This window comes from Bradyrhizobium sp. 190, assembly GCF_023073415.1.
In the GTDB taxonomy this organism is placed as follows: Bacteria; Pseudomonadota; Alphaproteobacteria; order Rhizobiales; family Xanthobacteraceae; genus Bradyrhizobium.
Map to the genome: position 1 here is coordinate 1 of NZ_JADPJL010000035.1, position 24,413 is coordinate 24,413.

25 protein-coding genes, 3 pseudogenes and 1 riboswitch are annotated in these 24,413 nt (G+C 62.2%); of the genes and pseudogenes, 14 read left to right on the forward strand and 14 right to left on the reverse strand.

All coding sequences use genetic code 11. The features are described from left to right. Positions 1-382, reverse strand: a pseudogene (locus tag IVB22_RS20550) (hypothetical protein); the annotation flags it as partial. Positions 383-576: 194 nt separating this feature from the next. Here IVB22_RS20550 and IVB22_RS20555 point away from each other — a divergent pair. Beyond that, entirely contained in the window at positions 577-1,317 is a 741-nt protein-coding gene (locus IVB22_RS20555) for a DUF2147 domain-containing protein (protein ID WP_247519106.1), read from the forward strand. Between the two features lie 82 nt (positions 1,318-1,399). On the opposite strand, the gene IVB22_RS20560 is transcribed toward IVB22_RS20555, so the two are convergent. Together IVB22_RS20560 and IVB22_RS20565 are read right to left on the reverse strand one after the other, a co-directional pair. Beyond that, positions 1,400-1,849: a hypothetical protein gene (locus IVB22_RS20560; RefSeq protein WP_247519107.1), complete on the reverse strand. Its 450-nt coding sequence runs from the start codon at positions 1,847-1,849 to the stop codon at positions 1,400-1,402. 134 nt (positions 1,850-1,983) lie between these two features. Next, positions 1,984-2,403: a hypothetical protein gene (locus IVB22_RS20565; protein WP_247519266.1), complete on the reverse strand. Its 420-nt coding sequence runs from the start codon at positions 2,401-2,403 to the stop codon at positions 1,984-1,986. Positions 2,404-3,021: 618 nt separating this feature from the next. On the opposite strand from IVB22_RS20565, the gene IVB22_RS20570 reads away from it, so the two are divergent. Next, positions 3,022-3,825 (forward strand): Crp/Fnr family transcriptional regulator, encoded by an 804-nt coding sequence (locus tag IVB22_RS20570; RefSeq protein WP_247519108.1) that lies wholly within the window; start codon positions 3,022-3,024, stop codon positions 3,823-3,825. A gap of 241 nt (positions 3,826-4,066) precedes the next feature. Here the strand turns inward: IVB22_RS20570 and IVB22_RS20575 are convergent, their stop codons facing one another. The 3 genes and pseudogenes from IVB22_RS20575 to asd form a co-directional block, all read right to left on the reverse strand. Beyond that, positions 4,067-4,780, reverse strand: a complete 714-nt coding sequence (locus tag IVB22_RS20575; RefSeq protein ID WP_247519109.1) for a DNA helicase — start codon at positions 4,778-4,780, stop codon at positions 4,067-4,069. 461 nt (positions 4,781-5,241) lie between these two features. Next, a pseudogene (locus tag IVB22_RS20580) lies at positions 5,242-5,739 on the reverse strand (NUDIX hydrolase); the annotation flags it as partial. 80 nt (positions 5,740-5,819) lie between these two features. Then, positions 5,820-6,689, reverse strand: coding sequence for an archaetidylserine decarboxylase (gene asd / locus IVB22_RS20585; protein WP_247519267.1), 870 nt, complete (start codon positions 6,687-6,689; stop codon positions 5,820-5,822). A gap of 34 nt (positions 6,690-6,723) precedes the next feature. Between asd and IVB22_RS20590 the strand changes: the two genes are divergently transcribed. Further along, positions 6,724-8,388, forward strand: coding sequence for an aminotransferase class III-fold pyridoxal phosphate-dependent enzyme (locus tag IVB22_RS20590; RefSeq protein WP_247519111.1), 1,665 nt, complete (start codon positions 6,724-6,726; stop codon positions 8,386-8,388). A gap of 138 nt (positions 8,389-8,526) precedes the next feature. Here IVB22_RS20590 and IVB22_RS20595 read toward each other — a convergent pair whose 3' ends face one another. The 3 genes from IVB22_RS20595 to IVB22_RS20605 all read right to left on the reverse strand — a co-directional run bounded on the left by IVB22_RS20595 (position 8,527) and on the right by IVB22_RS20605 (position 11,057). Next, positions 8,527-9,144: a hypothetical protein gene (locus tag IVB22_RS20595; protein ID WP_247519112.1), complete on the reverse strand. Its 618-nt coding sequence runs from the start codon at positions 9,142-9,144 to the stop codon at positions 8,527-8,529. A 122-nt stretch (positions 9,145-9,266) separates the two neighbouring features. Further along, positions 9,267-9,956, reverse strand: a complete 690-nt coding sequence (locus tag IVB22_RS20600; RefSeq protein WP_247519113.1) for a class I SAM-dependent methyltransferase — start codon at positions 9,954-9,956, stop codon at positions 9,267-9,269. Between the two features lie 45 nt (positions 9,957-10,001). Further along, complete coding sequence (locus tag IVB22_RS20605; protein ID WP_247519114.1) at positions 10,002-11,057, reverse strand: glycosyltransferase family 1 protein; 1,056 nt, start codon at positions 11,055-11,057, stop codon at positions 10,002-10,004. A 131-nt stretch (positions 11,058-11,188) separates the two neighbouring features. Between IVB22_RS20605 and IVB22_RS20610 the strand changes: the two genes are divergently transcribed. The 4 genes from IVB22_RS20610 to IVB22_RS20625 all read left to right on the forward strand — a co-directional run bounded on the left by IVB22_RS20610 (position 11,189) and on the right by IVB22_RS20625 (position 16,210). Next, entirely contained in the window at positions 11,189-12,589 is a 1,401-nt protein-coding gene (locus IVB22_RS20610; protein WP_247519115.1) for a TAXI family TRAP transporter solute-binding subunit, read from the forward strand. Between the two features lie 570 nt (positions 12,590-13,159). After that, positions 13,160-13,336 carry a hypothetical protein gene (locus tag IVB22_RS20615; protein ID WP_247519116.1) on the forward strand — a complete coding sequence of 59 codons (177 nt, stop codon included), beginning with the start codon at positions 13,160-13,162 and terminating at the stop codon, positions 13,334-13,336. A 473-nt stretch (positions 13,337-13,809) separates the two neighbouring features. Then, positions 13,810-14,493, forward strand: coding sequence for a L,D-transpeptidase (locus IVB22_RS20620; RefSeq protein WP_247519117.1), 684 nt, complete (start codon positions 13,810-13,812; stop codon positions 14,491-14,493). A 148-nt stretch (positions 14,494-14,641) separates the two neighbouring features. Then, positions 14,642-16,210 (forward strand): DUF4403 family protein, encoded by a 1,569-nt coding sequence (locus tag IVB22_RS20625; protein ID WP_247519118.1) that lies wholly within the window; start codon positions 14,642-14,644, stop codon positions 16,208-16,210. A gap of 114 nt (positions 16,211-16,324) precedes the next feature. Here the strand turns inward: IVB22_RS20625 and IVB22_RS20630 are convergent, their stop codons facing one another. The 4 genes from IVB22_RS20630 to IVB22_RS20645 form a co-directional block, all read right to left on the reverse strand. Further along, positions 16,325-16,537 (reverse strand): dodecin family protein, encoded by a 213-nt coding sequence (locus IVB22_RS20630; protein ID WP_247519119.1) that lies wholly within the window; start codon positions 16,535-16,537, stop codon positions 16,325-16,327. Positions 16,538-16,746: 209 nt separating this feature from the next. Continuing rightward, a complete protein-coding gene (locus IVB22_RS20635; protein ID WP_247519120.1) occupies positions 16,747-17,274 on the reverse strand; it encodes a PRC-barrel domain-containing protein in 528 nt (175 codons plus the stop codon). A gap of 95 nt (positions 17,275-17,369) precedes the next feature. After that, positions 17,370-17,747, reverse strand: a complete 378-nt coding sequence (locus IVB22_RS20640; RefSeq protein WP_247519121.1) for a PRC-barrel domain-containing protein — start codon at positions 17,745-17,747, stop codon at positions 17,370-17,372. Between the two features lie 148 nt (positions 17,748-17,895). After that, positions 17,896-18,432 carry a hypothetical protein gene (locus tag IVB22_RS20645; protein ID WP_247519122.1) on the reverse strand — a complete coding sequence of 179 codons (537 nt, stop codon included), beginning with the start codon at positions 18,430-18,432 and terminating at the stop codon, positions 17,896-17,898. Positions 18,433-18,602: 170 nt separating this feature from the next. Here IVB22_RS20645 and IVB22_RS20650 point away from each other — a divergent pair, with 170 nt between their 5' ends. After that, positions 18,603-19,355, forward strand: coding sequence for a response regulator (locus tag IVB22_RS20650; RefSeq protein WP_247519123.1), 753 nt, complete (start codon positions 18,603-18,605; stop codon positions 19,353-19,355). Positions 19,356-19,502: 147 nt separating this feature from the next. Next, positions 19,503-20,180 (forward strand): annotated as a pseudogene (locus IVB22_RS20655) (ATP-binding protein); the annotation flags it as partial. A 17-nt stretch (positions 20,181-20,197) separates the two neighbouring features. On the opposite strand, the gene IVB22_RS20660 reads toward IVB22_RS20655, so the two are convergent. After that, positions 20,198-20,392 carry a hypothetical protein gene (locus IVB22_RS20660; protein ID WP_247519124.1) on the reverse strand — a complete coding sequence of 65 codons (195 nt, stop codon included), beginning with the start codon at positions 20,390-20,392 and terminating at the stop codon, positions 20,198-20,200. A gap of 431 nt (positions 20,393-20,823) precedes the next feature. On the opposite strand from IVB22_RS20660, the gene IVB22_RS20665 reads away from it, so the two are divergent. The 5 genes from IVB22_RS20665 (at position 20,824) to IVB22_RS20685 (ending at position 24,326) form a co-directional block, all read left to right on the forward strand. Then, a complete protein-coding gene (locus tag IVB22_RS20665; RefSeq protein WP_247519268.1) occupies positions 20,824-21,267 on the forward strand; it encodes a transglycosylase SLT domain-containing protein in 444 nt (147 codons plus the stop codon). Positions 21,268-21,463: 196 nt separating this feature from the next. After that, a riboswitch (TPP riboswitch) is annotated at positions 21,464-21,593 on the forward strand. After that, entirely contained in the window at positions 21,581-22,591 is a 1,011-nt protein-coding gene (locus tag IVB22_RS20670; protein ID WP_247519125.1) for an FAD-dependent oxidoreductase, read from the forward strand. (Overlaps the previous riboswitch by 13 nt.) Continuing rightward, positions 22,582-22,779 carry a sulfur carrier protein ThiS gene (thiS, locus tag IVB22_RS20675; RefSeq protein WP_247519126.1) on the forward strand — a complete coding sequence of 66 codons (198 nt, stop codon included), beginning with the start codon at positions 22,582-22,584 and terminating at the stop codon, positions 22,777-22,779. The genes IVB22_RS20670 and thiS overlap by 10 nt, the downstream gene beginning before the upstream one ends. 169 nt (positions 22,780-22,948) lie before the next feature. Continuing rightward, entirely contained in the window at positions 22,949-23,731 is a 783-nt protein-coding gene (locus IVB22_RS20680; RefSeq protein WP_247519127.1) for a thiazole synthase, read from the forward strand. Continuing rightward, on the forward strand, positions 23,718-24,326 hold the full coding sequence (locus tag IVB22_RS20685) for a thiamine phosphate synthase (RefSeq protein WP_247519128.1): 609 nt from the start codon (positions 23,718-23,720) through the stop codon (positions 24,324-24,326). Before IVB22_RS20680 ends, IVB22_RS20685 begins: the two co-directional genes overlap by 14 nt. Positions 24,327-24,413: the final 87 nt, after the last annotated feature.

Here is a 24,413-nt window from a genome sequence, read left to right on the forward strand (position 1 = left end):
GCGGAGGTGGCGGAGGCGCAGCGATGGGCTGGCTTCTCGATGCGGCCGTCGTGTAAACGGCCGGCGGCGGCGCGGCAACAATGGTCTTGGCTGGCACCGTGGTCGCCGGCGGTGCCGGCGGCGAAACCGTCTGTGGCGCGGGTGGCGCTGATGGCGCAGGCTTTGCCGGCACTGCCACGTCGCGATCACCGTCATAGCGATCACGCTTGCGGCGCCAATCGAGGCTTCTGGAGATCGACATTCTGGCACACGACACCGAATGGCAATGCCTGGAGGATTCGATGTGCACCCGGTGGCTACCGACGCTGAATGAAATCGACCTGCCGGCATGGGCCGATGAATTGAGCGCTATCAGCACGGCGAGAAAACAAAATCGTTTCATCGAAGCCTCCCGCGGGTGATGCGGAAAGCTAATCGCGGGGAACCTCGACTGGATGTGATTTGAATCACCGATTTGCGCCGTTGCGACGCTTGCAGGCGCCGCGTGATCTACATCACAGAACGTACCCTCGCCTCCCGCATAGGGTCCGCCAACGTTCACCGCCGCCCGTTCACAAAGCCGCTCAGGAGGCTGTCATGAAGAAGCTCTACATCTTCGCCGCATTGTTGATGGCCACGACCTCGGCGCATGCCGGCGGGATTACCCTCCAGATCAACGGCGAGCGCGTTCGTGTTGAGGCGCCGCGCAACTGCAACGCCATTTCCTGCATCAAGGTCACCGCGCCCGGCTATAACGGCACGCTCGGCAATATCGATCTCAAGGGCATGGGCTCCAAGAGCAAGGACGATGACGTCGCCGACACCGCGCCGGCACCGCCCGCTCCGGCTCCGGCGCAGGCCACCGCGCCGCAGCCCCCTGCTCCCGCCGCAACAGCGGTGACACCCGCCCCCGCCCAGACGACCGTCGCAGCCGCGACGCCGGCACGGACCGAAGTTGCGCCGCCTGCTCCGCCTCCGCCGCCCGCGCCGGTCGCAGCCGCGCCTGCGCCCGCGCCGCAACCGGCTCCGATGGCCGCAGCCGCCGCGTCCGATCCGAACTCGCCGATCGGCATCTGGGCGACGGAAGAGAACAAGGGCAACGTTCGCGTCGAGGAATGCGGCGCCAATCTGTGCGGTTATTCCGTCAACACCGGCGAACGGATCCTGATCAACATGAAGCCGCAGGGCAGCAAGTGGACCGGCCGGATTCATGATCCCAGCAGCGGCCGCAACTACGACTCGACGATTGCGCTGAAGGGCGCCAGCACGCTCAAGGTCCAGGGCTGCGCCTTCGGCGGCATGTTCTGCGGCGGCCAGACCTGGAAGCGCGTGAGCTGACTACTTTCTCCCCGAGACTTGAGGCCCTGTGGTTCGCCACAGGGCCTTCTTTATGCGCATCGTCAAATTGCGCCGGGTACCGTCACTTCGTACGATTAAAAACCACGTCGAACTTTTGCTTTACGACAACTTGGTCGTAGACGCCTCTCAGACTGTCGCTCGCGGCATCATATTTGAGTGTGTAAGTTGAGCCGCCGTAACCGCCAGCGCGCAATTCAAAGAATAGCTTGAGCGCGTTTCCGTCGCGGGTAACTTCTGCGGTGTGAAAGGGTAGCGGCCTCGGATTGGCATAACTGGCGTCAAGCTTGCCGTTTTCATCAACAGCACTGATGTTGATTACGTATGGGCCTTCGGTTCGTGCCCACCGGCCAACTAGCACGCCAAATGCCAGTACTGCCGAGCCAGTGGGCGCAACTGGTGATGTCTGCGCCAGCGCACCGCTGCCGAACACCGCAACCATGCCAGCAAGTGCGATCAGGACATTTCTAATGGCGGCGCTTCGCTTCTCTTTCGTCGATTTGGTGCACTTCATCATTGCGGCTCCCAAACGTGATGCAAGGAGTTGCCGGGCGCACCGGCAAAAAAACTCAGCGCCGCTGAATGTTCCAGCCCGCCACAGCACATGAAGTTTGCAGAGGTTCGGACTCCAGTCGGCGGACCTGCTTCTTATCGCATTGTGATGGTCACCCCGCCCACGGCAGCCGACACCTCAGCACCGACCCGGGCACCACTGAGCTGCAGGATGACGCCGTTGGCGTTCTGTAATTGCACGCCCCCTGCTCCGGCGGCGATCGCACCGCCTGCGCCGGCGACGGCATAGCTGCCTGCGAGATCGCCGGCGCGCCGCAAGTTCAGTGCCCTGCCTACGAACTTACTGGTGGAGGCGCCGATCTGAAGGCCCAAGCTCATGCCCGAAACCGTGAAGGGATACTTCTTGCCCCGAAAGGTAAGCACACCCTGGCCGCCGCCGACATCGACGATAAAACCTCCCTTGGTAAACACGACGCTCACTGTGCCGGTTTCAGCGAAGCATGCCCTCGTAAAACCCATGAGCAGCAATAGGGCGACGAAAGCGACTTGAGCCATCCGGTGAATTTTCATAATGCCCTCGCAATGTCTGGTCCCAGTTTCCCAGCTTCTGACGCTCCGCCAGTTCAGCTGCGCGCCCCTGCGTTTGGATCCGTAAAATCCACCGCATTTTTGCGACAGTAGTGGAGCATGCGTCGGGTTCGATATTGGACCACGGTCCAATATCCTGTGAGAGGCTTCCCCCCGTAGCGTGCTCTCGCCTGGGAAGCACAAACTGAAGACCGAACACGGACCACCGACGGTACGCCGCATCGCGCAAATGAGGCTAGCCCGATAGCGGACTACTTCCGCATGTCCGTTTGGTGTTGCCGGTCAAAAGCGGACTCAGAGAGGTCCAGTTGGGATGTCTGCTTTACCATCGACAGCAGATATTGCTTGCCCCACCCGCGATTTCCGAGAGGTGCCAGACTCGGAAGTTCCCGATTTGTGCGGCACTATTGATTGCTCCCCACTTGCGAAAGCCGCCTGGGAGCCGGCGTTACCTCCCTTCAGCTCGGGGGCAGATACGACGGCAAAACCAACCAGGAGCGGCCAATTGCCGAAATCATCGCCCGAGGTAAAATCCATCGATTGCACCGAGACCGCTGGCGACGGCTTTGCGCGAAGGATGATCCGATGGAGTCCAGCCTTGCAGATCTTTCGACGATACTAGACCGCATTCTTGATACGGCGGCGGACAATCTCAGGATCGCAAAGATTCTGATTCAGATGGGTCTCGATCCGAACAACATCACCTACGACGCACTATTCAACCGGCTGCTGGAAATTGTGCTGGCCAATATCACGCTTGCCAACATGTTCGCTCTGGTTGGCGCCATCTTTCTTGTCGCTACCTTGCTGATGCATACAATAGTGCCGCTGCGCGTCGCGAACATGGTCGGCTGTATGTTCTTCGTCGCCTATGGCGCGCTCTCGGGAAATGTCGGGGCTTTCATCCTCTATCTGTTGTTGCTGCCGATCAATGCAATCCGCCTCCGTCAAATGCTCAACCTGATCAAAAGGGCACGTATCGCGACGGAGGGCGACACCTCATTGGAATGGCTCAAACCTTTCATGACCGAGCGCAGATATCGCCGGGGAGATAAATTGTTCAAGAAGGATGACGCAGCTTCCGAAATGTTTCTAACGGTCACAGGAAGGTTTTTGGTAAAGGAAATCGACGTCGAGCTTCCGCCGGGACGTCTCATGGGCGAACTCGGTTTCCTTACTCCCAGTCAGCGCAGAACCGCGACCGTCGAATGCATCGAAGACGGGCAGGTGATGACTATAACTTATGAAAAGCTGCTCGAGATTTATTTTCAGAATCCACAATTCGGCTATTACTTTCTTGTGCTGACCAGCCAGCGCTTGCTCGAGAACATATCGCGGCTGGATGGAATTATCGCACAAGAAAGAGCCGCGCGGCAAAGGATGACATAACTTACCCTTGGCTCTGATGCCCCCGCACTTTAGGGAACAGGCCGCCCCGACGCAGTGTGGGTCTCGCGAGGCAACGATGTCCGGTTTGGGTTGCCGGCTCAACCGGTCGACGCAAAACAAGCGGTGCCGTCGGCTCGCAACGCGGCACACAAGCTCGCCGCCAATTACCTTGCGTTTGTCCAGCTTGCGTCGGTCCTGTGGTTCGCCACAGGGCCTCCTCTATGCTTCGCCCGAAAACGCTTTAGCTTGCCGCCCGAAACTGAACCTCACCGTTGTTCAGGAAACATGTCTTGGTGAAGAGGCTCAGATCCAGCGGATTCGGCAACCTGACATCTTCCAGATCGGGGCATGGTTTCTTCAACGGATCGTACGACCGATCGATCTGGGAGATAAAAACGAAGATCAGCCCGCGATCGCGCGCGAACGACTGCAGGGTGCGAACCTGAACCATCAATTCCGGATTCTCACGCTTCTGGTCGAGCAGTTGCAGATAGTCCACGACCACCAGGGTGCCGCGAGGCGCGCCTGCCAGCCGCTTGACGATGTAGTCCGAACTCATCTCGTCGGAGCTGTCGAATTCAAACAGGCCGGCAAAATCCTCCCGCGCCACGCCGATGGCCCGGAAACGATCCAGCATGTCCTTTTCCGTGTACTCTAGCGTGAAGAACACGCCTCGACTGCCGGACTTCATGGCCTGCACGGCGAGTTCGAGGCTCATCAGGGTTTTGCCCTGGCCCGGGCGTGCACCCACCAGCACCAGGTCGCCGGGAGCCAGCCGCGCAAACAGTTTTTCGGCGGGCGCGGTTGCCGTCATTTTAGCCGCGAGCAAACTCCAGGCGCTATAACCCTGTTGCCTGGCAATGCGGTCGAGCGCCTCGTGCAGCGGGATAATTTCTGCACGGGATAGAAGTTTGGCCTTACGCTTCAAGTGATAAAGGGGCGCAGACAGCTTCATCGAAGAACCTCCTATTGCGAGCAATGATCACAACCCCTCCTTATGCTTGGTGCTCGAACAGTTGGTTCGATGGTCGAAATGGCCCCGCATGAACGATGCTTTCCCGACGGAGGGGGGAGGCATGGGCCGCGCCAGAATCAGATTATAGCCGATCCGTGCCGAAGGGACATTGCCAACCTTGGGCGAGATTGCGGAAAAGTAGTGGAAACGGCGCGATACCCGGCGGCCATCTGAGGGATCATGCTCCAGCAACGAAACAATTCTTCTGCGACGCGGCAAGCCACCGCCAAAGGAATTGCGCTAGCGGTTTCCACTTGCGTGCCCCGGACGCGGTGCGCCACGAAGTGGTGCGCCGCAGAGCCGGGGCCCACTATCCGCCCCGCGATTTGGGTCCCGGTTCTGCGACGCATCGCTGGCGCGCTGCATCGCGCCCGGGACACGAGCTAGCGAAAAAGTCGAAGCAGGTTTTGAAGAAAGCCTTCGCGGTCCGTCTTGTGCTCTTGCAACGCAGGCTGTGCCGCTTGCGGCAACACCACGCTTCCGACACCGTTCGCCGCGGCCAGTGCGATCGGGCCGACATGTTGCAGAAACGCGCGCTCGTAGCCGCGCGACAGCCGTTCGACGGCCTCCCCCAGCGGCAGCCAGTCCACCGCCTTTACATCGCGCATCAATTCCCGCACCGGCGTGTGGCCGGCTTCCATGCGCCAGTAGTGCACGACCTTGGAACCGCCGCGAGACTCATAAACCAGCGTGCCCAAAAATTCGTGGACGGCAACATCGTGGCCGGTTTCTTCCATCACTTCGCGTTCGGCGGCGGCGCGCGGCGTCTCGCCGTCGTCGAGCTTGCCCTTGGGCAAAACCCATTCGTTGCGCTTGCGCAGGCGCACGACGGCGACCAGCGGCGTTTGCCCCTGCCGCAACACAATGCCTCCCGCCGCCATCACAGGCGTTCGCGCCATCTCTCTCTTCCCGCGTTATCGCACCTAGCGAATCCAGTGCGAGCGCGAGCATATAGAGGGATGGGCGCGGAGAATCGAGCCTAAATCTGCGGTTTCCGCAACAACGGCTCGCCGGCGCGAATGCGTGCTCCCTCCACGACACCGTCGGCGAATTCGAAACTCTCCGGCGCCAGCACGATGATGGTCGAGCCGTGCTCGAACCAGCCGAGTTCGTCGCCTTTCTTGACCCGCGCAAAGCAGGCGAAGTCCACCGGTCCCCTGCTCTGCGCGTTGAGCGTGACATCGAGGAAATGCAGGCGGATGCTGGCGACAAGAATGGCGGCGACCGGCACCAGCGTCAGCGCCTCGCCGGTCGAAAGCCGCGTGCGCAGCACCGCGCGCTCGTTCTTGCAGAACAAACGCTCCACCCGCTTCAGCGCGATCGGATTGACGTTCCAGACATCGCCATGGATGAACGTCACCCTCTTGATCGTGGCGTCATAGGGCGCGTGGAAGCGATGATACATGCTCGACGTCAGCCGCAGCGTGAGGAAGCGGCCGTTGCGGTGCTGCTCGACCAGCGCGGGATCGCCGAGCAGATCGAGCAGCGAGTAAGGCGCGCCCTTGATCTGGAACAGTTCGGTATCGGCGATCTTGCCGAACGCACCAATGATCCCATCGGAGGGGCTGGCCACGACGGCCGGATCGGGATCGACTGGGCGCAGGCCGGGCCGCAGCTCACGAGTAAAACAATCGTGCAGGCTTTTGAATTCGGTCTTTTTCGCCTCCGACAGATCGAGATCGGAAAACAGCCGCCAGCAGGCGATCGAGGCATCGCGCACAAACGGGTTCTCGATCTTGCTGAACCAGCCCATGAAGCGCGTCAGCGCCGCCCGCGGGATGCGGTTGGTCAGGAGGAAATTCAGGTCCTCCTGTTGCGTGAAGCGGGCGATCAGGCCCCGGATTGTCATCAATCTGTCAGCAGGATTGGCTAGCGCTTCAGGCATGGATTCGTCCCTTCCGATTCTTTCCCTGTCCGCCGCTGCGGTCGCTAGCGCCGCGGCAGTCTTCCCCAAATTGCAGGCGCGGCTCGCATTGTCTCGCGCCAAGCACCGCTCGCTATCAGGACATTCCAAAATGTCCAAAATGGTCGCGCGGCTGGTGCCGCATTATGAATTCGATATCGACGGCTTCTTCCGCTCCGACGACGCGCCCGACAACGTCGCCATGCAGCGTCAGGACGCCTTCTTCCGCCTCGCCTGCCTCTATGAGGAGCGCTACGCCAAGGGCCGGAAGATGACGGCCGAGGCCGCGACCCACATCTCCGACCTGCAGTTCACCGAAAGCTACCGGGTGCCGTTCCAGTACAGCCGGCTGGTGCGTGAAAACCTCGGCACCGGCGCCTTCATGGAGTCCTCCGCCGGCGTCACCGTCACCGATGTCGACGGCAATGTGTTCTACGACCTGACCGGCTCCTACGGCGTCAATATTTTCGGCAACGACTTCTACAAGGAATGCATCACGGAAGCCGAGAAGCGCGCCCATGCGCTCGGCCCCGTGCTTGGTCCCTATCACCCCGTCATCACCGACAACGTCCGCCGGCTGTGCGAGATTTCCGGGCTCGACGAAGTCTCGTTCCACATGTCCGGCACCGAAGCGGTGATGCAGGCGGTGCGGCTCGCGCGCTACCACACCAAGCGTACGCATCTGGTGCGCTTCGCCGGCGCTTATCACGGCTGGTGGGGCGACGTGCAGCCCGGCGTCGGCAATCCGGTGTCGCCGCACGAGACCTATACGCTGGCCGACATGTCGGAGCGGACGCTGCATGTGCTGCGTACGCGCAAGGACATCGCCTGCGTGCTGGTCAATCCGCTGCAGGCGCTGCATCCGAATGCCAACGCACCCGGCGATTCCGCACTCGTCGACAGTTCCCGCAAGGGTGCGTTCGATCGCGAGGCTTACACGGAATGGCTGAAGAAGCTCCGCGAGGTCTGTACCGAGCGCGGCATCGTTTTGATCTTCGATGAAATCTTCGTCGGCTTCCGCCTCGCCGCCGGCGGCGCTCAGGAATATTTTGGCGTCCGCGCCGACATGGTCACTTACGGCAAGAGCCTCGCAGGCGGCCTTCCCGTCGGCGTGGTCTGCGGCGCTAAGGAGTTGATGCGTCGCTTCCGCGACGACCGTCCCGTCGATGTCTGCTTTGCGCGCGGCACCTTCAATTCGCATCCCTACGTGATGACGGCGATGGATGAATTCCTCAGTCGCCTCGCCAGCCCGAACTTCAATGCCGTCTATCAGGGGCTCGACGAGACCTGGAACGGACGCGCCGAGGCGCTGAACGCGCGGCTGGCGGCAAAGGAGTTGCCCGTCCGCGTTAGCAATTTCTCCTCGATCTGGATGGTGCAATATACCGAGCCGTCCCGCTACAATTGGATGCTTCAATACTATCTGCGCGCCGAGGGCCTGGCGCTGAGCTGGGTTGGAACCGGCCGGCTGATCTTCAGCCTCAACTACACAGACGCGGATTTCACCGAGGTCGCCGATCGCTTTGTCGCGGCCACCGAGAAGATGAAGCGCGACGGCTGGTGGTGGCATGACGCTTCGCTGACCAACAAGAACATCAAGCGGCAGATTCTGAAAGAGATGCTTGCCAAGAGGTTCGGGCGCTAAGGCTCTATCGCCTCTCGTCATGGCCGGGCTTGTCCCATCCACGTCTTCCTTGTTGATGACATTGCTTGTCGCTAGCGCCTAAGAACGTGGATGCCCGGGACAAGCCCGGGCATGACGGCGTTTCGTATGTCTCAGCACTCACGCGTGCTTGACGTGCTTCTCGAGGCCGGGGTCGATCAATTCGCCCTTCATGAGCGCCAGCGGCGCCTTGTAGTACAGCTTGAGATCGCTGAAGGGGTCGGTGAGTATCTTCGTCATCCAGACCAGACCGGTCTCGACGTCGCGGATGAAGAACAGGTGCACGGTGCGGAACAGTAACCCGCCGATGCCGACCGCGAGCCAGACCTTGGCAACCTGGCGCATGAAATCGGCGTTCGTGGTCCAGGGCTCGACCAGTCCGAACAGCGTCGGACTGAAATACAGCACCAGCGGCGACAGCGCCCAGATCGTCATCAGCACGACCTTGCGCTGCAGGTTGTAGCCGACCTTGATCTCTTCCTTGTGCTCATGGGTCGCGTGATTGACGTGATCATAGCCGCGCGGCTCGAAGAAGAAGTGACCGGCCTGACGGCTGGTCATCGAAACCAGCCAGCCGACCAGCGCCGACACCACGGGATCGAAGAACAGCATTGCATAGGCGAACAGAAAGCTCGCGGCGCTGACGAAGTGCAGCGACTGGTTGATGCGGCTGTGGTGATAGTAGCGATGGTCGTCCCAGCGCTGGGTTCGCAGTTCCTGCAGGAAGTTCTTGATCATTCTCTACCCCCAAATGCTTTCGGGTTTGTGTTTACTGAGATTCGATGTCCAGCATGTGACATCATCATACTGACATGTGACGGCTTGCAGCGACGCGATGACGCGACAGCAGCTGCTACGCGTCAGGCCGCCGCAGCGACGCCGACTTTGCGAAAACGCACCAGGGAGAAATGTCCGAGCGGCGGCACCAGGCGGCGCTCCGCCAGTTCGATGCAGCGCGCGCCGGCCAGCCATTGCGCATAGCGCGACCAGGCGAACTCGGCGGTGCGGAAGCCGAGCGGACGAACCACCGGCTGCAGGCGCTGCTCGATGAAGCGGCGCATGCCGGCATCGGCGCTGACGCGGGTCAGGATGATGAGTTCGCCGCCCGGCCGCAGCACGCGGGCAAATTCGTCCAGCGCCTTTTCGGGGTTCGGCACCGCGGTGACGACATATTGCGCCATCACGACGTCGAACGAATCGTCGGGGAATTCGAGGTTTTCAGCGTCCATCACCGCAAGCCCCTCGACGTTCTTCAGGTCGAGCTCGTCGACGCGCTTCTTCGCCTTCTCCAGCATCGCTTCCGAAATATCGGTGCCGAAGATGCGCAGATGCGGCGCGTAGAGCGGCAACGAAATGCCGGTGCCGACGCCGACCTCCAGCACGCGGCCACCGATCTTGTTGGTGGCCTGGATCGCAGCCTTGCGGCCCTTGCTGAACACGCCCCCGAACACGAGGTCGTAGACCGGCGCCCAGCGATCATAGGCCTGCTCGACCGTTTCGCGGTCGAAATCGAGGGTCCTGCTACCGTCAAGCTTGATGATGTCTGCCATGGTTGGTTCTGCCTTCTCGTCTCACTTGTATGACTGGTTTGATATTCAACCCTGCACGGCGCTCGCGGCGGGCGCCCGGCGCACCGGCCGCAGCGCCCGGCTCGGCTGCAACGCCGTCAGGTTGCCGATGAACTGCCGCGCACTGTTTTCCCAGGAACGCGAAAGCGCAAAATTTCGGCAGGCCTCGCGCGACATCATCAGCGCGCGCAGGCACGCGCTGCGCAGATCGGTATCGATCGCACCGATGGGATAATCGGCGATGACATCCTTCGGGCCGGTGACCGGGAACGCCGCAACCGGCGTACCGCAGGCCAATGCCTCGAGCTGCACGACGCCGAACGTATCGGTGAGGCTCGGAAACACGAAGACGTCGGCAGCCGCAAGATGTGCGGTCAGGTCCGAGCCCTTCTTCTCGCCGAGGAAAATCGCGTCGGGGAATTGCTTTGCGAGTAGCGCCTTCTGCGGTCCGTCGCCGATGACCACTTTCGATCCCGGCAAGTCGAGCGACAGAAACGCTTCGAGATTCTTTTCCACGGCGACGCGGCCCATGGTCATGAAGATCGGCCGCGGAAGATCGAGCGCTGTGGGTGTATGCGGATTGAACAGTTCGGTGTCGACGCCCCGCGTCCAGAAGCCGAGTTTGCGAAACCCCCTCGCGCCGAGTTCCTGCCGCAGCGAATCGGTCGCGACCATGGTCGTGGAGGACGCGGCATGAAAGTGCCGCAGCACGGCATAGCCAACGGCCACGGGAAGCCCGGTGCGGACGGCGACATATTCGGGAAAGCGCGTCGTATAGGACGTCGTAAACGCGAGTTTGCGACGGCGGCAATAGGCGCGCACCATCCAGCCGATCGGCCCCTCGGTCGCGATGTGAATGGCATCCGGCGCCGCCGCCTCGATCCGGCGCGCGATCTCGCGGCGATTCGGCAGCGCGACGCGCAAGCCAGGATAGGTCGGCAACGCCATCGAGGGAAATCCGTCCGGGGTGAGGAAGCTGATGTCGGCGCCAAGCGCGACGGCGCTCTTCGCCAGCGACGTCAGCGTACGGACGACGCCGTTCACCTGCGGATGCCACGCATCGGTCGCAATCAGTATCTTCATGTCCCGGACCCGAGATTAATGATTCTCAAATCCGACGTTGGGACATGGATATTTCAAGCGTATGACGTCATCGTTCTGTAAGGTTGTTTTTTAAATCCATCTCCACGCTTTTCAGGTAACGTGACAGAATGATGTCAGACTCGAACAACGAACCTGCGCGATCCCGCCGGCGGCGACAGCGGAGGAGCTACGCGCTTCTGATCCTTGCCGCCGGCATGCTCGCATTCGGCGTCGCCGCCGGCACGCTGTATTACGTGTTGCGCCCGACGACGCTACGGATTGCGGTCGGGCCTGCCGGCAGCGAAGACCAGAAACTGATCCAGTTGATGGCGCAGACGTTCGCGCGCGAGGGCAGCTCGGTGCGGCTGTCGGTGGTCACGACGGAAGGAACGGCGGAGAGCATCGCGTTGTTCACGGCCGGCAAGGCCGATCTCGCGGTGGCGCGCGGCGACCTGAACCTGCCTGAAAATGCCGAGTCGGTCGCGATCCTGCGCAAGAATGTCGTCGTGCTGTGGGCGCCTTCCGGCCTTCCCGCCAAGGGCTCGAAGAAACAGCCCACGCCCAAGATCAAGAGTCTCGAAGAACTCGCCGGCCACCGCGTCGGCGTGATCGGGCGGACGCAGGCCAATGTCACGTTGCTGCGCAGTATTCTGAAAGAGTCCGGCATCAATCCCGACAAGGTCACGATCAGCCAGTTTGCCACCGACAAGATCGGCGAGATGGCGAAAGATCAGTCGGTCGACGCCTTCATGGCGGTCGGCCCGCTCAAGAGCAAGATCACCGTGGATGCGATCGCGGCGACGGCTGTCGTCCGCGGCGAGCCGAAATTCCTGCCGATCGACGTCGCCGATGCGATCGCAAAGAAAAACCCGGTCTATGAATCCGAAGAGATTCCCGCCAGCATCTTCGGCTCCTCACCGCAGCGGCCGGAAGACAAGGTCGACACCGTTGCCATCAACCACCTGATCATCGCGCCGAAGTCGTTGTCGGACACGGCGGTTGCCACCTTCGCCCGCCAGCTCTTCACCAACCGCCAGCAGCTCGCGCGCGAATTGCCGACCGCCTCGCAGATCGAAAAGCCTGATACCGACAAGGATGCCGCGTTACCGGCGCATGCGGGCGCGGCTGCCTATATCGACGGCAACGAGCGAACGTTCCTCGAAAAATACACCGACTACATCTGGTTCGCGGTCCTGATCCTCTCGGGCCTGGGATCGGTCGGCGCCTGGTTCAAGCACTACTGGAACAGGGACGAACGCGAGGTGTATGTCGGCCATCGCGATGAACTGCTCGACCTGATATCCAGGGTACGCAAGGCGGAAACGCCGGATGAGCTGGCAGAGATGCAGAACACAGCCGACGGCATATTGCGTCACGCGCTCGATTGCTATGACGACGGCGCAGTCGAGGACGGCGACCTGTCGGTGATCGGACTGGCGCTCGAGCAATTCCACCATGCGGTCGCCGACCGCCGCGTCGTGCTCGCCGCGGCAGCAGGCGCAGTTGACGCGCCGCGGATACGCGTCGGTTAGACCTAATTGGTCTGGCCGATTTTCCCTTGTACGACGGATTGACGTTCCCTTCTCCCCTTGTGGGAGAAGGCAACCATTATGACGCAACTCTGTACGTTCATTCGCAGCGGTATTTCTAGTCGTAGCTTCATGCCGAGCTGTTGCGCTTTTGCCACCTCATTCCACACACGCCGTGCCTTATAACGGACTTGGAGGTGATCGGCATGTTCGACGTATACGTTAGAGGAAAGAGCCAGCTTCTGGTGATCCGACGAGGAGCGCCACTGCCTGCGGGAATAGCAAGCGGCTGGCGAAAAAAGCGAGCGGCGCGCACTGTCAGTGACGAGATAAGCGGCGCGGTTATGCGGGAAGGCTTCTACACACGCTCACAGATGCCGCTGATCGATACTCCCGTGGACGTGCGAGCAAGTTAGAGACGAAACGCCCTTTCGGGAAGAGATCGAGAAACTACAAATTGCCCTTATCGCACCCGGCACTGGGGGGATCTCCCAAATTCCGACTTAACATTTGTTAGTTCAGCTCCCTGTTCTCCGTGCCACCGTCATAGAAAATTAAGACAGGCACGGGACGATGAAGGATTATCAAGCCCATCTGGAGAAGCTGCGTAAAGACGCGGCCGAATGCGCGCTCGTCCGGGATTTGGCTACCGACAAAGCGAAGCGCGAAATGTTCGATCGGCTGGCACGGCATCTGGATCAACTAGCCGACGAGGTTGAGCGGGCCATGAATGTTCGAAAGACCGGCTAAAGGTAGCGGTGCGGGTACGCGGGCAAAAGCGCTACTCGTTCTGCTGGGTGTCACTGCGCTAGGGGCTTACTATGTGGGCCGCCAGAGCAGTCACGTTAGCCATGCGCCAGTCGCGGCGTCCGCGCAGCCGCAGCAACCCGCGGCCAAGCCCGTGGCCTTCGCAGCCTCTGTGTCACCTTCCATTGCAGCAGCGGCGACCTCAAGCGTTAATAACAACCGGGCCCCCACCATCAGAGCCCAACCCGCAGCCGTCCGCGCCCCGAGAAGCCTGCACCGCCTGAGGTCCCCACCGGGGGAGAGAGGGAAGTAATCGCGCCGGCCCCGCCGTCAACGAAACCTTAATGAAACAATTCCCTAACGCCACGAAACCATTTTGGCGATTTCGTGCAAATGTCCTGAAACGGTTCATCGGTACAGGTTTCCCCAACGACGCGCCGAGAACGGCGCGACAAAATTTAAAACAGGGGCGACCAATGTTTAATTCATTCAGGCTGAACACGTGCTTCGCCGCCGCCGCTTTTGGCGCGCTGGCGATCGGCGCGACTGCATTTTCCGCACCCGCCGCCGCAGCTCCGCTGCCGCTGTTTCCGTTTTTCCTGCCGCAGATCGAAGCCGCCCCGCCGCCGGTGCAGGCTGTGCCCCGGGATGAAAAAGACCGGACGGCCGAGCTGCCGGCACGCCTGCGCCGCCAGGTCGTGAGCTACGCCACCCGCGAGGCGCCGGGCACGGTCATCATCGATACCCCGAACACCTATCTCTATCTGGTGCTCGGCAACGGCCAGGCAATGCGCTACGGCATCGGCATCGGCCGCGACGGGTTCACCTGGTCCGGCACGCAAACGATCACCCGCAAGGCCGAATGGCCGGCCTGGACCCCGCCCCCGCAAATGATCGCCCGCCAGCCCTATCTGCCGCGCCACATGGCCGGCGGCCCCGGCAACCCACTCGGCGCCCGCGCGATGTATCTCGGCGGCACCATCTATCGCATCCACGGCACCAACGCCCCGGAGACGATCGGAACCCGCGTTTCCTCGGGCTGCCTCCGCCTCACCAACCAAGACGTCAGCGACCTCTATTCACGGGTCAGCGTCGGCACCAAGGTGATCGTGCTGCCGATGACGGATCGCCGCGCCGATCTCGGCCGCACCATCCGCTAAGCCTATAAGATTTTCAAAACGCGAAGTGCGGCCCCGGCATCACCGGGGCCGTCTTGTATTGACCGGAGGTCGCGGCAATGTGCAGTGGCGTCCCACTCGCCGCCCCTGTAAAATACCTGGGGCGATTCAATGGGAATCCGGGGGGACGATGCGTCTGCCGATGCATCTCAAGACGATTTCGATTGCACTCGCGGTCCTCATCGTCTCGTTTGTAGCCAGCCTGAAGGTCATGGACTTCGTCGCGCCGCGCGCGACGAACCGGCCGCCCGCGCTCGCCCAATTGCCGCCGCTGCCACCGGCGCCGCGCGCATCCACCGTGATGGCGCCGATTGCGGTGACGCTGTCAGCGATCCGCGACGCCGCCGACCGCGGCGCGCCGCGGTCGTTCACCGGCAAGGCCGACAATCCGATATCGCAGATCCTGCAGAATGCCGATATCGGCTGGACCGCCTCGCGCGGGCCGATCAGCGCAACTGGCGCGCAGGACGTGCTGTCGATGGCGACGCCGCTGACGGGAACGCTCAACGTCACCGGCTCGCTGTCGGCAAAGGCGACCGGTGCGGTCGGCGACGCGCTCGGTGGCTTGCTCGGCGGCAACGTCGCCAAGCAGATCGGCAGCGTGAACATCAAGAACCTCAACGCCAGCGCCGAGATCAAGGGCAACGTCGTCATCACTGCGCGGCCGAAGATCGCCGCGAACTGGCGCATCGAGCCGAACCTGACGGCACAGGTCAATCTCGGCGATACCAGCCTTGCCGTGGCCGGCGCGCGCGTCAACGTGCCCGCGCAGGTGAAGCCGTTGATCGACAAAAATGTCGCCGAGCAGATCGCGCTGGTGCAGGCGCGCATGCGCAACGATCCGACCTTCGAACAGAACGCGCGGGCGCAATGGGCCAAGGCCTGCCGCTCGATCCCGCTGCAGGGCACGACGGCCGGTTCGACGATGCCGACGCTGTGGCTGGAGTTGCGGCCGACGCGGGCGATTGCCGCGCAGCCGCGCGTCGATGCGTCGAACCTTACGCTGACGCTCGGCATCGAGGCGGAGACCCGGATCACGCCGGCCGAGACCAAGCCGTCCTGCCCATTCCCCGCCACGATCGACATCGTGCCGCCGACGCCGGGACGGGTCGCGATCGGCGTCCCCATCGACATGCCCTTCACCGAGATCAACAAGATCGTGGAAGCGCAGTTCGCCGGAAAGACTTTTCCGGAAGATGGTTCCGGCTCGGTCGACGTCACCGTCAAGCGCGCCAGCGTCGCCGCGTCGGGTAACCGCCTGCTGATTTCGCTGCTGGTGAGCGCCAGGGAAAAGAAGAGTTTTCTGGGCCTCGGCGGCGAGGCCAATGTGCACATCTGGGGAAGGCCGGTGCTCGATCAGGCCGAGCAGATGCTGCGGCTGACCGATATCGAACTCGCCGTCGAGTCGGAGGCCGCCTTCGGACTGTTGGGCGCCGCGGCGCGCGCGGCCGTCCCGCACTTGCAGAAGACGCTGGCGGAAAAGGCAACCGTCGACCTCAAGCCGTTCGCCGCCAATGCTCAGAAAAAGATTGCGGCCGTGATCGCCGACTTCCAGAAGAACGAGGACGGCCTGCGGGTCTCGGCCGAGATCAGCAAGCTGCGGCTCGCCGACATCGCCTTTGATTCAAAAACGCTGCGCGTAATCGCCGAAGCCGAAGGCGCGATCAACGTCTATGTGAGCGCATTACCGGCGCTGTAGCGAAGCCGAAGATTCGTAGGGTGGGCAAAGCGAAGCGTGCCCCCCATCTTCCTGTTCAAGGAAATGGTTGGCACCGCGCGTGCGCGCCTTTGCCCACCCTACTCATCAACGCGATCAGTCCTCGAACTTGAACGAGACGTTCACCTTGGCACGATAGGCCTCGACCTCGCCTTTGGCATCCAGTTGCAGATCGAGCTTCACGACCTCGGCCACTCTGAGATCGCGTAACGATTTTCCGGCGCGGCTGACCGCCGCCGCAGCGGCCTTCTCCCAGGAATCCTTGCTGGTGCCGATCAACTCGATGACCTTGTAGACGCTCTCCGCCATGTCGTCCTCCCGTTGATGTCAGGCAGGAGGCAGGTTGCTCCCGCCGCGATACAACCTAACATCGGGACGCGCATCGTGAATAGGATGCGCTGCACCATTGCGCGCGTTTAGCCAGCGCGCGTCCATAAAACACGCCCATTAAACACAATGGCCGGGCGGCGATCACGCCGTCCGGCCATTTGTGAAAGTCGTTGCTGCGCGACCGATGCCTACTCGGTCGAGTACTTGAACTCCGGCATCGCCTTCAGCTGATCCTTCGTCGCGCTGAACACGGCGTGATCCGGATACCACGGATTCTTCTTGGGCGGGGCTGCTGTAGTTGCAGCACCGGTCGTCGTATTCGACGAAGGCCTTGCGCCACCGGTGGCGGGCGCGCTCGAGGTGCTGGTATAGGCAATCGGCTCATCGACGAACTTCACCTTGTCGATGGGCACGGCGACCAGATGCTCGCCGACGCCAAGGAAACCGCCGACGCCGATCACCACGGCTTTGACGTCGCCGTTCTTGTCGGACAGGAGATCGTTGATCGATCCGAGGCTTTCATTGCTGTCGTTGTACACGTTCAGGCCGACCAGCTTCGAAGTCCGCCAGTTGCCCTTGAACGACGAGGTATCGGACGCAGCCGCAGGCGCGGCGGTGGTGGCGCGGTCAGTCGTTGCCGAAGGACTTTGCGCGAACGCGACGCTCGCCAGCAACGCGGAGGCCGCGACGCCGGCAACGGCAGTTTTCGTTAACATATCGGTTCTCCTCATTTCAGAAACGCAAGGAGAAAACCCGTCACTTCAACAAGTGTTCCACGCATTTCGCACGGAACAAATGCGCCGCACTGCGGTCAGAAGCCGCCCCAGTAAGGCGGCATGCCGTAATAGCGATGCAGCTCGGCTTCCTTCGCGCGATCGCCCCAGTCGAAATCCTTGTCAGCACCGAATGACGGCGCGCGCTTCAGCTCTTCATCGTCGATGTCAAGTTCGTAGGCTTCGAACTTCATGCTGTAGCGAAGTCGTCCCCAAGGCAACGGAATCAGATTGGCCCCGATGCCCAGAAATCCGCCGAAACTCAGGATTGCATAGGATACTTTACCGGTGACCTTATCGATCATCACCCGTTCGATATGGCCGATCATGTCCCCGTTCGGCCGGCGCACCGCAGTCCCCTCGACACGGTCACTCGCGATCAAAGGATGCGGCTTGGCCATGACGTCGCTTGCCATTGAACCTCTCCACATGAATCAAGGAATCAACGCGACGACCGGCGTCCGGGTTCCCACGGGGAGAAATGAGACAACAATCCTTCCCTTTTCGGAAAGGATGGTTGCTGCGTCGCTTTGTCCGCTTCGCGCGAAAACGCGACACGCGGGCTCAGCTTTGATAATCGATCAGCAACGCCGAGAAGGAACCGCTGCTCGCGCTTGAATTGCCGGTTGCACCGTAGGTCGTCGATGAAGAAGCAGCCGACAGCGATTCCTGCAGCGACTGCAGGAACTGCTTGAGAATGTCGTCGATCGAAGCCGTGCTCGACGAAGTATCGTCGCTCGAGGATGCGCCATCCGCAGGCGGCGGACCGTCGGGACCGCCCGGGCCGTTGGCGAAGGCCGCCTTGAAGATGCCCTGCAGTTCGGTGGCCTGATCGCTGGTCAGCTTGCCGCTGGAAACTTCGCCGGCGATCAGATCGTCGATCTTCGATTTGAGCTGGTCGGGCGACGGCCGTGTTCCGCTGGCCTGGTCGCTGGCGCGGCTCGCCTGCATCGCGGAATCGATATCGGTCAGGGCCGCCGACAATGCGTCCTGGTCGGACGACTTGATGGCACCGGATTTTACTTCGGACAGCAACTCATCCTGCAACTTCTGAAGAGGCGACTGATAGATTTGGGCCGAGGCCGCCGAGATCGAGGTCATGATAGCTCCGAGCGTTCGCAAATGACGTCACGACCGTAGGGTTAACGATGTTAACGAGATCCTTTCGCCCGCCCCCTCGCCTGTTACCCGGCATTGCCCGGAGTCATCTGGAAACATCTGGAAACAAAAATCCTTCGCGCGCAGGCCCGAATCACCGACAAAAGATCGGCATGGCCCAGGCAATACCCAATATCCTTGTCGTTGAGGACGATCGCGAGACGCGATCGCTGATCGCAAAATACCTGCGCAACAACGCCTGCAACGTGGCCACCGCGGCCGACGGCCGCGAGATGGTCCGCGCCATGACCGACCGCAGGGTCGATCTTTTGATCCTCGACGTCATGCTGCCCGGCGAGGACGGCCTCACCCTCTGCCGCAAGGTGCGCGCGCAATCGCAGACCCCGATCATCATGCTGACCGCGCGCGGCGAGGACATCGATCGTATCCTCGGCCTCGAAATGGGCGCCGACGACTATCTCGCCAAGCCGTTCAACCCGCGCGAATTGCTGGCCCGGATCAACGCGGTGCTGCGCCGGCAGGCCTTGGCCTACACCGCCAGCGCCACCGAGGGCGCGACGGCGCTTGTGTTCGCGGGCTGGCGGATCGATCTCCGGCTGCGGGAATTGCGCAATCCCGAAGGCGCGCGCGTCGCCATGACCAGCGCCGAGTTCGACCTGCTGCGAACCTTCTGCGAGCGGCCCGGCCGCGTGCTGTCGCGCGACAGCCTGCTCGACCTCACGCAGGGCCGCAACGCCGGCTCGTTCGAGCGCTCGATCGACGTGCTGGTCAGTCGCATCCGCCGCAAGATCGAACCCGATCCGCAAGCTGCCACCATGATCAAGACGGTGCGCTCCGGCGGCTACATGTTCACCCCGAAAGTTGAAGCCATCAGCGTCGAGGCGGTGACCGCCGCCGGCCACTGATCATGAAGCTGTCGGGCCTCCTGAACCTGCGCGGCATCAGCGGCCAGGTTGCAGCCCTCGTCGTCGTCTCGATCGCAGCCCTTCATCTGATCATCACCGCGAGTTTCCTGCTGCACCGGCCCGACCAGGGAGAGCCGCCGTCCGACCATGCGGGAGCGCATCACCGGCCTGATCGACGACCGCACCAAAATGCTCGCCGCGATCAGTCACGATCTGCGCACGCCGATTACAAGAATGCGTCTTCGCTCCGAATTCATCGAGGACGAGACCCATCGCAGCCGCATGCTAAGCGATCTCGACCAGATGCGCTCGATGCTTGAGTCCGTGCTGTCGTTCCTGCGCAACGGCCGCAGGCTAGAGGCCATGACACTGGCCGACGTCGCCAGCACGCTGCAGCTCATCACCGACCAGTTCGGCGACATCGGACGCAATGTCGCCTATGACGGCCCCACGCATGCGATGGCCACGGTACGGCCGGACGACCTGCATCGCGCCGTCACCAATTTGGTGGAGAATGCCGTGCGGTTCGGCGCCGAGGCCGTGATCCGCCTTCGCGTCTCAGCGGATCAGCTCACCATCGATGTCGAAGACGACGGCCCCGGCATTTCGGATGCGCTGAAGCAGAATATGCTGGAGCCGTTCGTGCGCGGCGACGAGGCCCGCAACATGGATGAAGCGGCGGGGTTCGGCCTGGGCCTTTCGATCACGAACGCGATCGCAATAGCCCATGGCGGCACGTTGTCGCTGCACGATCGGCAACCGCATGGACTGGTGGTTCGAATGCGATTGCCGGTTCGCCAGCAGAGCGAGCGCTCGGCAGTCTAGAGGATGATTTCAGGGCTTCAGGCGGCCAGCGCGTCCGGATGCGCCTCTTCATAGATCGCGATCGCTTCAAAGCGATAATCGCAGGACCGGCAGAACCAGAGGAACGACGTGCGGCCCGGACTGCTCTCGACCCAATCGGGCCTCGCAATCGGCTTGCCGCATTGGGCACAGGGATTTCCACGGGGTAAGTAGCCGGAATCAAGTCGAGCCATGCCGCATCTCCCTAGACTTCGGACGTCGTAATGACGTCTCGCTTTTTTAAATGTCGTTGAATGGGACAGGTTTGCTGTCGGAAAGAATTGGTTTTTGTCGCAGCGTCTTCTTTACACCTTGACTGCGTCTTTTGCACGACATTCTTGCGCGTCCGCATGACGCAGATTCGCGTCGACAGAAGCGATGCATCGCACACACAACGTTAGCGTCACGCCGGCTGAATTCGTTAACACGTGCATTGGCCGCAGACATCTCGCCGCGATGTTGTCCGTTTTTCGCCACATCTTGGCCCGCTGATGGAACTAACCGGAGGCACCAATCGTTCACGCGTCCGTCCGCCGAGATTGTTTTTATGAAAAGTTTGCCAAAGTTTGCGCCGAAGTTTTTCTGGCTCGCCGCCGTGGCCGCACTGTTCGTTTCGCCCGATGCGATGGCGCAGAGCCGCGCGCAGTATGAGAGCATGGTCACAACCCATGCCAGCGCCAACAACGTGCCGGAAGCGCTGGTGCACCGGGTGATCGTGCGCGAGAGCAAATATCATCCTGGTGTCGTCGGGCGCGCCGGCACCATCGGGCTGATGCAGATCAAGCTCGCGACCGCGCGCGGCCTCGGCTACACCGGCGATGCCGCGGGCCTGCGCGATCCCAACACCAATCTCGCCTGGGGCATCAAATATCTCGCCGGCGCCTATCGCGCCGCCAACAGCGACCACAGCCGAGCCGTGCGTTATTATGCAAGCGGCTATTACTACGCCGCAAAGCGCCAGCGGCTCGAACGGCCGGTGCAGCTTGTGCCGGTGCTTGCGAGCAGTGCGCCGCCGAAAATTGTCGCGAGAACCCCCACCGACGCGAACGCAATGCAGCCCGCTAAATAACTGCCAAGTAGCTGAAACCTCGTGTCCCGGGCGCGGTGCAGCGCTTGCGCTGCTCCGCAGAACCGGACCCATCCCGCAGCCGTCCAGGCCCCGGCTCTGCGGCGCACCACTTCGCGGTGCACCGCGTCCGGGGCAAGGCAGCGGTGCAAGTTCCCGCTATGACGCGTTGACACTCCTGTCCAACTGCCTACATTAGACCTGTTCCGAGGGGTGCTCCGATGAGGAGCTGAGATACCGCAAGCTTGGGCCGAAAGGCGCTGGACCGCGGTGACCCTTTGAACCTGATCCGGGTCATGCCGGCGAAGGGACAGGGATGTACCAGAAGTCAGATCCGCGGGGGGATTCCCCCGTTTCCATCATCGGCGCGGGCATTGCCGGCGCTTGGCAGGCGTTGCTGTTCGCGCAGGCCGGCCATGCCGTCACTCTGTATGAGCGCAGTGACGCCGATATGACGCTCGCAACCAGCCACTGGGCCGGCGGCATGCTCGCGCCCTGGTGCGAGGCCGAGGCCTCGGAGCCGGTGATCGGCCGGCTCGGCATCCGCTCGCTCGACCTCTGGCGCGAGCATTTTCCCCAAACCCCGTTCAACGGCTCGCTGGTCGTGGCGCATGCGCGCGACCGCGCCGATTTCGAACGTTTTGCGAAGCTGACCACCGGCCATGTCAGGCTCGACGCGCGGGGGTTAAGCGACCTCGAACCGTCGCTGGATGGCCGTTTCCGCGAGGGCCTGTTCTATGCCGGTGAAGGCCATGTCGAGCCGCGCCGCGTGCTTCCCGAACTGCATGCCCGCGTCGAAGCCGCCGGCGGCACCATCAAGTTCGACTGCGATGCTGATGCCGCGGATCTCGACGGCATCGTGATCGACTGCCGCGGGCTTTCGGCGCGCGACGAGCAACCGGAATTGCGCGGCGTCAAGGGCGAGATGATCATCGTCGAAACGAATGAGGTCGAACTGTCGCGCCCGGTGCGGCTGATCCATCCGCGCTGGCCGCTCTACGTCATTCCGCGCGGCGACGACAAATTCATGCTGGGCGCGACCTCGATCGAGGCCGAGGACACCGGCGTCAGCGTGCGCTCGGCGCTGGAGCTATTGGGCGCGGCCTACGCCGTGCATCCGGCCTTTGCCGAAGCCCGCATCGTCGAGTTCGGCTCGGGCTTGCGTCCGGCCTACCCGGATAACCTGCCGCGCATCACGGTCGACAAGAAGATCGTGGTGAACGGGCTCTATCGCCACGGTTTTCTGCTGGCCCCGGCGCTGGCCGAGCTGACGCTTGGCTATGTGCAGCGCGGCGCGATCGACAATGAGGTGATGCGATGCGTGTGACCGTCAACGGCGAAGAGCGGGAGATCACCTCTGCCAGCGTCGACGCGCTGCTTAGCGAGCTCGACTACGAGGGCACGCATTTCGCGATTGCCGTGAATTACGACGTGCTGCCGAAAAGCCGCTGGGCCGAGACTGTGCTGAAGAGCGGCGACGAGATCGAGATCATCACGCCGCGGCAGGGAGGGTGATGATGTTGGCTTGCGCCCCCGCTCTCTCCCCGTCGTCCCTGCGAAAGCAGGGACCCATAGCCACCGGCCGTCGTTTTGAACGACGGCGTCTCCCACCGCGCCAACAAGAGAGATCACGCGGTATGGGTCCCTGCGTTCGCAGGGACGACGAATTGAGGGTTACGACACCATGCTGAACTTCTACGGCAAAACCTTCTCCTCCCGCCTCCTGATCGGCAGCGCGCTCTATCCCTCGCCTGCGATCATGCAGGACGCAATCCGTGCTTCCGGCGCCAACATCGTAACCGTGTCGCTGCGGCGCGAGGCGGCCGGTGGCAAGACGGGGGACGCGTTCTGGTCGCTGATCCGCGAGCTTGACGTAACCGTGCTGCCGAACACCGCCGGCTGCCGCAGCGTGCGCGAGGCGGTGACGACGGCAAAGCTGGCGCGCGAACTGTTCGGCACGCCCTGGATCAAGCTGGAAGTGATCGCCGACAACGACACGCTGCAGCCCGACGTGGTCGGCCTGGTCGAGGCCGCCGCCATCCTGATCAAGGACGGCTTTGAGGTGTTCCCCTATTGCACCGAAGATCTTTCGGTCGCGATGCGGCTGGTGGACGCCGGCTGCAAGGTCGTGATGCCCTGGGCCGCGCCGATCGGCAGCGCCAAAGGCATTACCAACCGCGATGCCCTGAAGCTGATGCGCGAGCGCCTGCCTGATGTGACGCTGGTGGTCGACGCCGGCCTCGGCGCGCCATCCCATGCGGCCCACGCGCTGGAACTCGGCTACGACGCCGTGCTGCTCAACACGGCGATCGCAAAGGCCGCCGATCCTGTCGTGATGGCCAATGCGTTCCGCCTCGGCGTCGAAGCCGGCCGCACCGCCTACGAGGCCGGCCTCATGGAAGCCCGCGACTTCGCCTCGCCCTCAACCCCTGTGATCGGGACACCATTCTGGCATGCCGTATCCTGACAAATTCTATCCCGTGGTCGACAGCGTCGCCTGGGTGACGCGGCTGGCGCTGCTCGGCGCCGGCACCATCCAGTTGCGCGCCAAGAATCTTGACGATGCCGAGGCGCTGCAGATGGTGACCGACTCCCTTGAAGTCATCAAAGGCACCGACGCCAAACTCGTGGTCAACGATTACTGGCGCGCGGCGATCGTTGCCGGCGCAAAGCATTTGCATCTCGGCCAGGAAGACCTCGTCGATGCCGACCTCGGCGAGATCCGCAAAGCCGGACTGACGCTCGGCATCTCGACCCATGACGACGAGGAACTGGCGACCGCGCTTGCAGCGAAGCCGGACTACATCGCGCTCGGTCCGATTTTCCCGACCACGCTGAAATCGATGCGCTTCGCGCCGCAGGGCATTGCAAAGATCACCGAATGGAAGAAACGCATCGGCGACATCCCGCTGGTCGCGATCGGCGGCATCAAGTTCGAACAATCTGCCGAGATTTTTGCGGCCGGCGCGGACTCCATCGCCGTCGTCAGCGACGTCACCCAGAACGCCGACCCCGATGCGCGGGTGCGGCAGTGGCTGGGCCAAAGCGCGAAGGCCGCGTGATGAATTTGCGAATCCATCAGCCGTCATTGCGAGCGAAGCGAAGCAATCCATTGGCACCGCGAATTCGGTGACAGTGGATTGCTTCGT

What these genes read in the sequence shown, in the direction of transcription:
- IVB22_RS20555 (WP_247519106.1), top strand. Translation starts at nt 577, where the DNA reads ATGAAGAAGCTCTACATCTTCGCCGCATTGTTGATGGCCACGACCTCG.
- IVB22_RS20560 (WP_247519107.1), bottom strand. Translation starts at nt 1,849, where the DNA reads ATGAAGTGCACCAAATCGACGAAAGAGAAGCGAAGCGCCGCCATTAGA.
- IVB22_RS20565 (WP_247519266.1), bottom strand. Translation starts at nt 2,403, where the DNA reads ATGGCTCAAGTCGCTTTCGTCGCCCTATTGCTGCTCATGGGTTTTACG.
- IVB22_RS20570 (WP_247519108.1), top strand. Translation starts at nt 3,022, where the DNA reads ATGGAGTCCAGCCTTGCAGATCTTTCGACGATACTAGACCGCATTCTT.
- IVB22_RS20575 (WP_247519109.1), bottom strand. Translation starts at nt 4,780, where the DNA reads ATGAAGCTGTCTGCGCCCCTTTATCACTTGAAGCGTAAGGCCAAACTT.
- asd (WP_247519267.1), bottom strand. Translation starts at nt 6,689, where the DNA reads ATGACAATCCGGGGCCTGATCGCCCGCTTCACGCAACAGGAGGACCTG.
- IVB22_RS20590 (WP_247519111.1), top strand. Translation starts at nt 6,724, where the DNA reads ATGGATTCGTCCCTTCCGATTCTTTCCCTGTCCGCCGCTGCGGTCGCT.
- IVB22_RS20595 (WP_247519112.1), bottom strand. Translation starts at nt 9,144, where the DNA reads ATGATCAAGAACTTCCTGCAGGAACTGCGAACCCAGCGCTGGGACGAC.
- IVB22_RS20600 (WP_247519113.1), bottom strand. Translation starts at nt 9,956, where the DNA reads ATGGCAGACATCATCAAGCTTGACGGTAGCAGGACCCTCGATTTCGAC.
- IVB22_RS20605 (WP_247519114.1), bottom strand. Translation starts at nt 11,057, where the DNA reads ATGAAGATACTGATTGCGACCGATGCGTGGCATCCGCAGGTGAACGGC.
- IVB22_RS20610 (WP_247519115.1), top strand. Translation starts at nt 11,189, where the DNA reads ATGTCAGACTCGAACAACGAACCTGCGCGATCCCGCCGGCGGCGACAG.
- IVB22_RS20615 (WP_247519116.1), top strand. Translation starts at nt 13,160, where the DNA reads ATGAAGGATTATCAAGCCCATCTGGAGAAGCTGCGTAAAGACGCGGCC.
- IVB22_RS20620 (WP_247519117.1), top strand. Translation starts at nt 13,810, where the DNA reads ATGTTTAATTCATTCAGGCTGAACACGTGCTTCGCCGCCGCCGCTTTT.
- IVB22_RS20625 (WP_247519118.1), top strand. Translation starts at nt 14,642, where the DNA reads ATGCGTCTGCCGATGCATCTCAAGACGATTTCGATTGCACTCGCGGTC.
- IVB22_RS20630 (WP_247519119.1), bottom strand. Translation starts at nt 16,537, where the DNA reads ATGGCGGAGAGCGTCTACAAGGTCATCGAGTTGATCGGCACCAGCAAG.
- IVB22_RS20635 (WP_247519120.1), bottom strand. Translation starts at nt 17,274, where the DNA reads ATGTTAACGAAAACTGCCGTTGCCGGCGTCGCGGCCTCCGCGTTGCTG.
- IVB22_RS20640 (WP_247519121.1), bottom strand. Translation starts at nt 17,747, where the DNA reads ATGGCAAGCGACGTCATGGCCAAGCCGCATCCTTTGATCGCGAGTGAC.
- IVB22_RS20645 (WP_247519122.1), bottom strand. Translation starts at nt 18,432, where the DNA reads ATGACCTCGATCTCGGCGGCCTCGGCCCAAATCTATCAGTCGCCTCTT.
- IVB22_RS20650 (WP_247519123.1), top strand. Translation starts at nt 18,603, where the DNA reads ATGGCCCAGGCAATACCCAATATCCTTGTCGTTGAGGACGATCGCGAG.
- IVB22_RS20660 (WP_247519124.1), bottom strand. Translation starts at nt 20,392, where the DNA reads ATGGCTCGACTTGATTCCGGCTACTTACCCCGTGGAAATCCCTGTGCC.
- IVB22_RS20665 (WP_247519268.1), top strand. Translation starts at nt 20,824, where the DNA reads ATGGCGCAGAGCCGCGCGCAGTATGAGAGCATGGTCACAACCCATGCC.
- IVB22_RS20670 (WP_247519125.1), top strand. Translation starts at nt 21,581, where the DNA reads ATGTACCAGAAGTCAGATCCGCGGGGGGATTCCCCCGTTTCCATCATC.
- thiS (WP_247519126.1), top strand. Translation starts at nt 22,582, where the DNA reads ATGCGTGTGACCGTCAACGGCGAAGAGCGGGAGATCACCTCTGCCAGC.
- IVB22_RS20680 (WP_247519127.1), top strand. Translation starts at nt 22,949, where the DNA reads ATGCTGAACTTCTACGGCAAAACCTTCTCCTCCCGCCTCCTGATCGGC.
- IVB22_RS20685 (WP_247519128.1), top strand. Translation starts at nt 23,718, where the DNA reads ATGCCGTATCCTGACAAATTCTATCCCGTGGTCGACAGCGTCGCCTGG.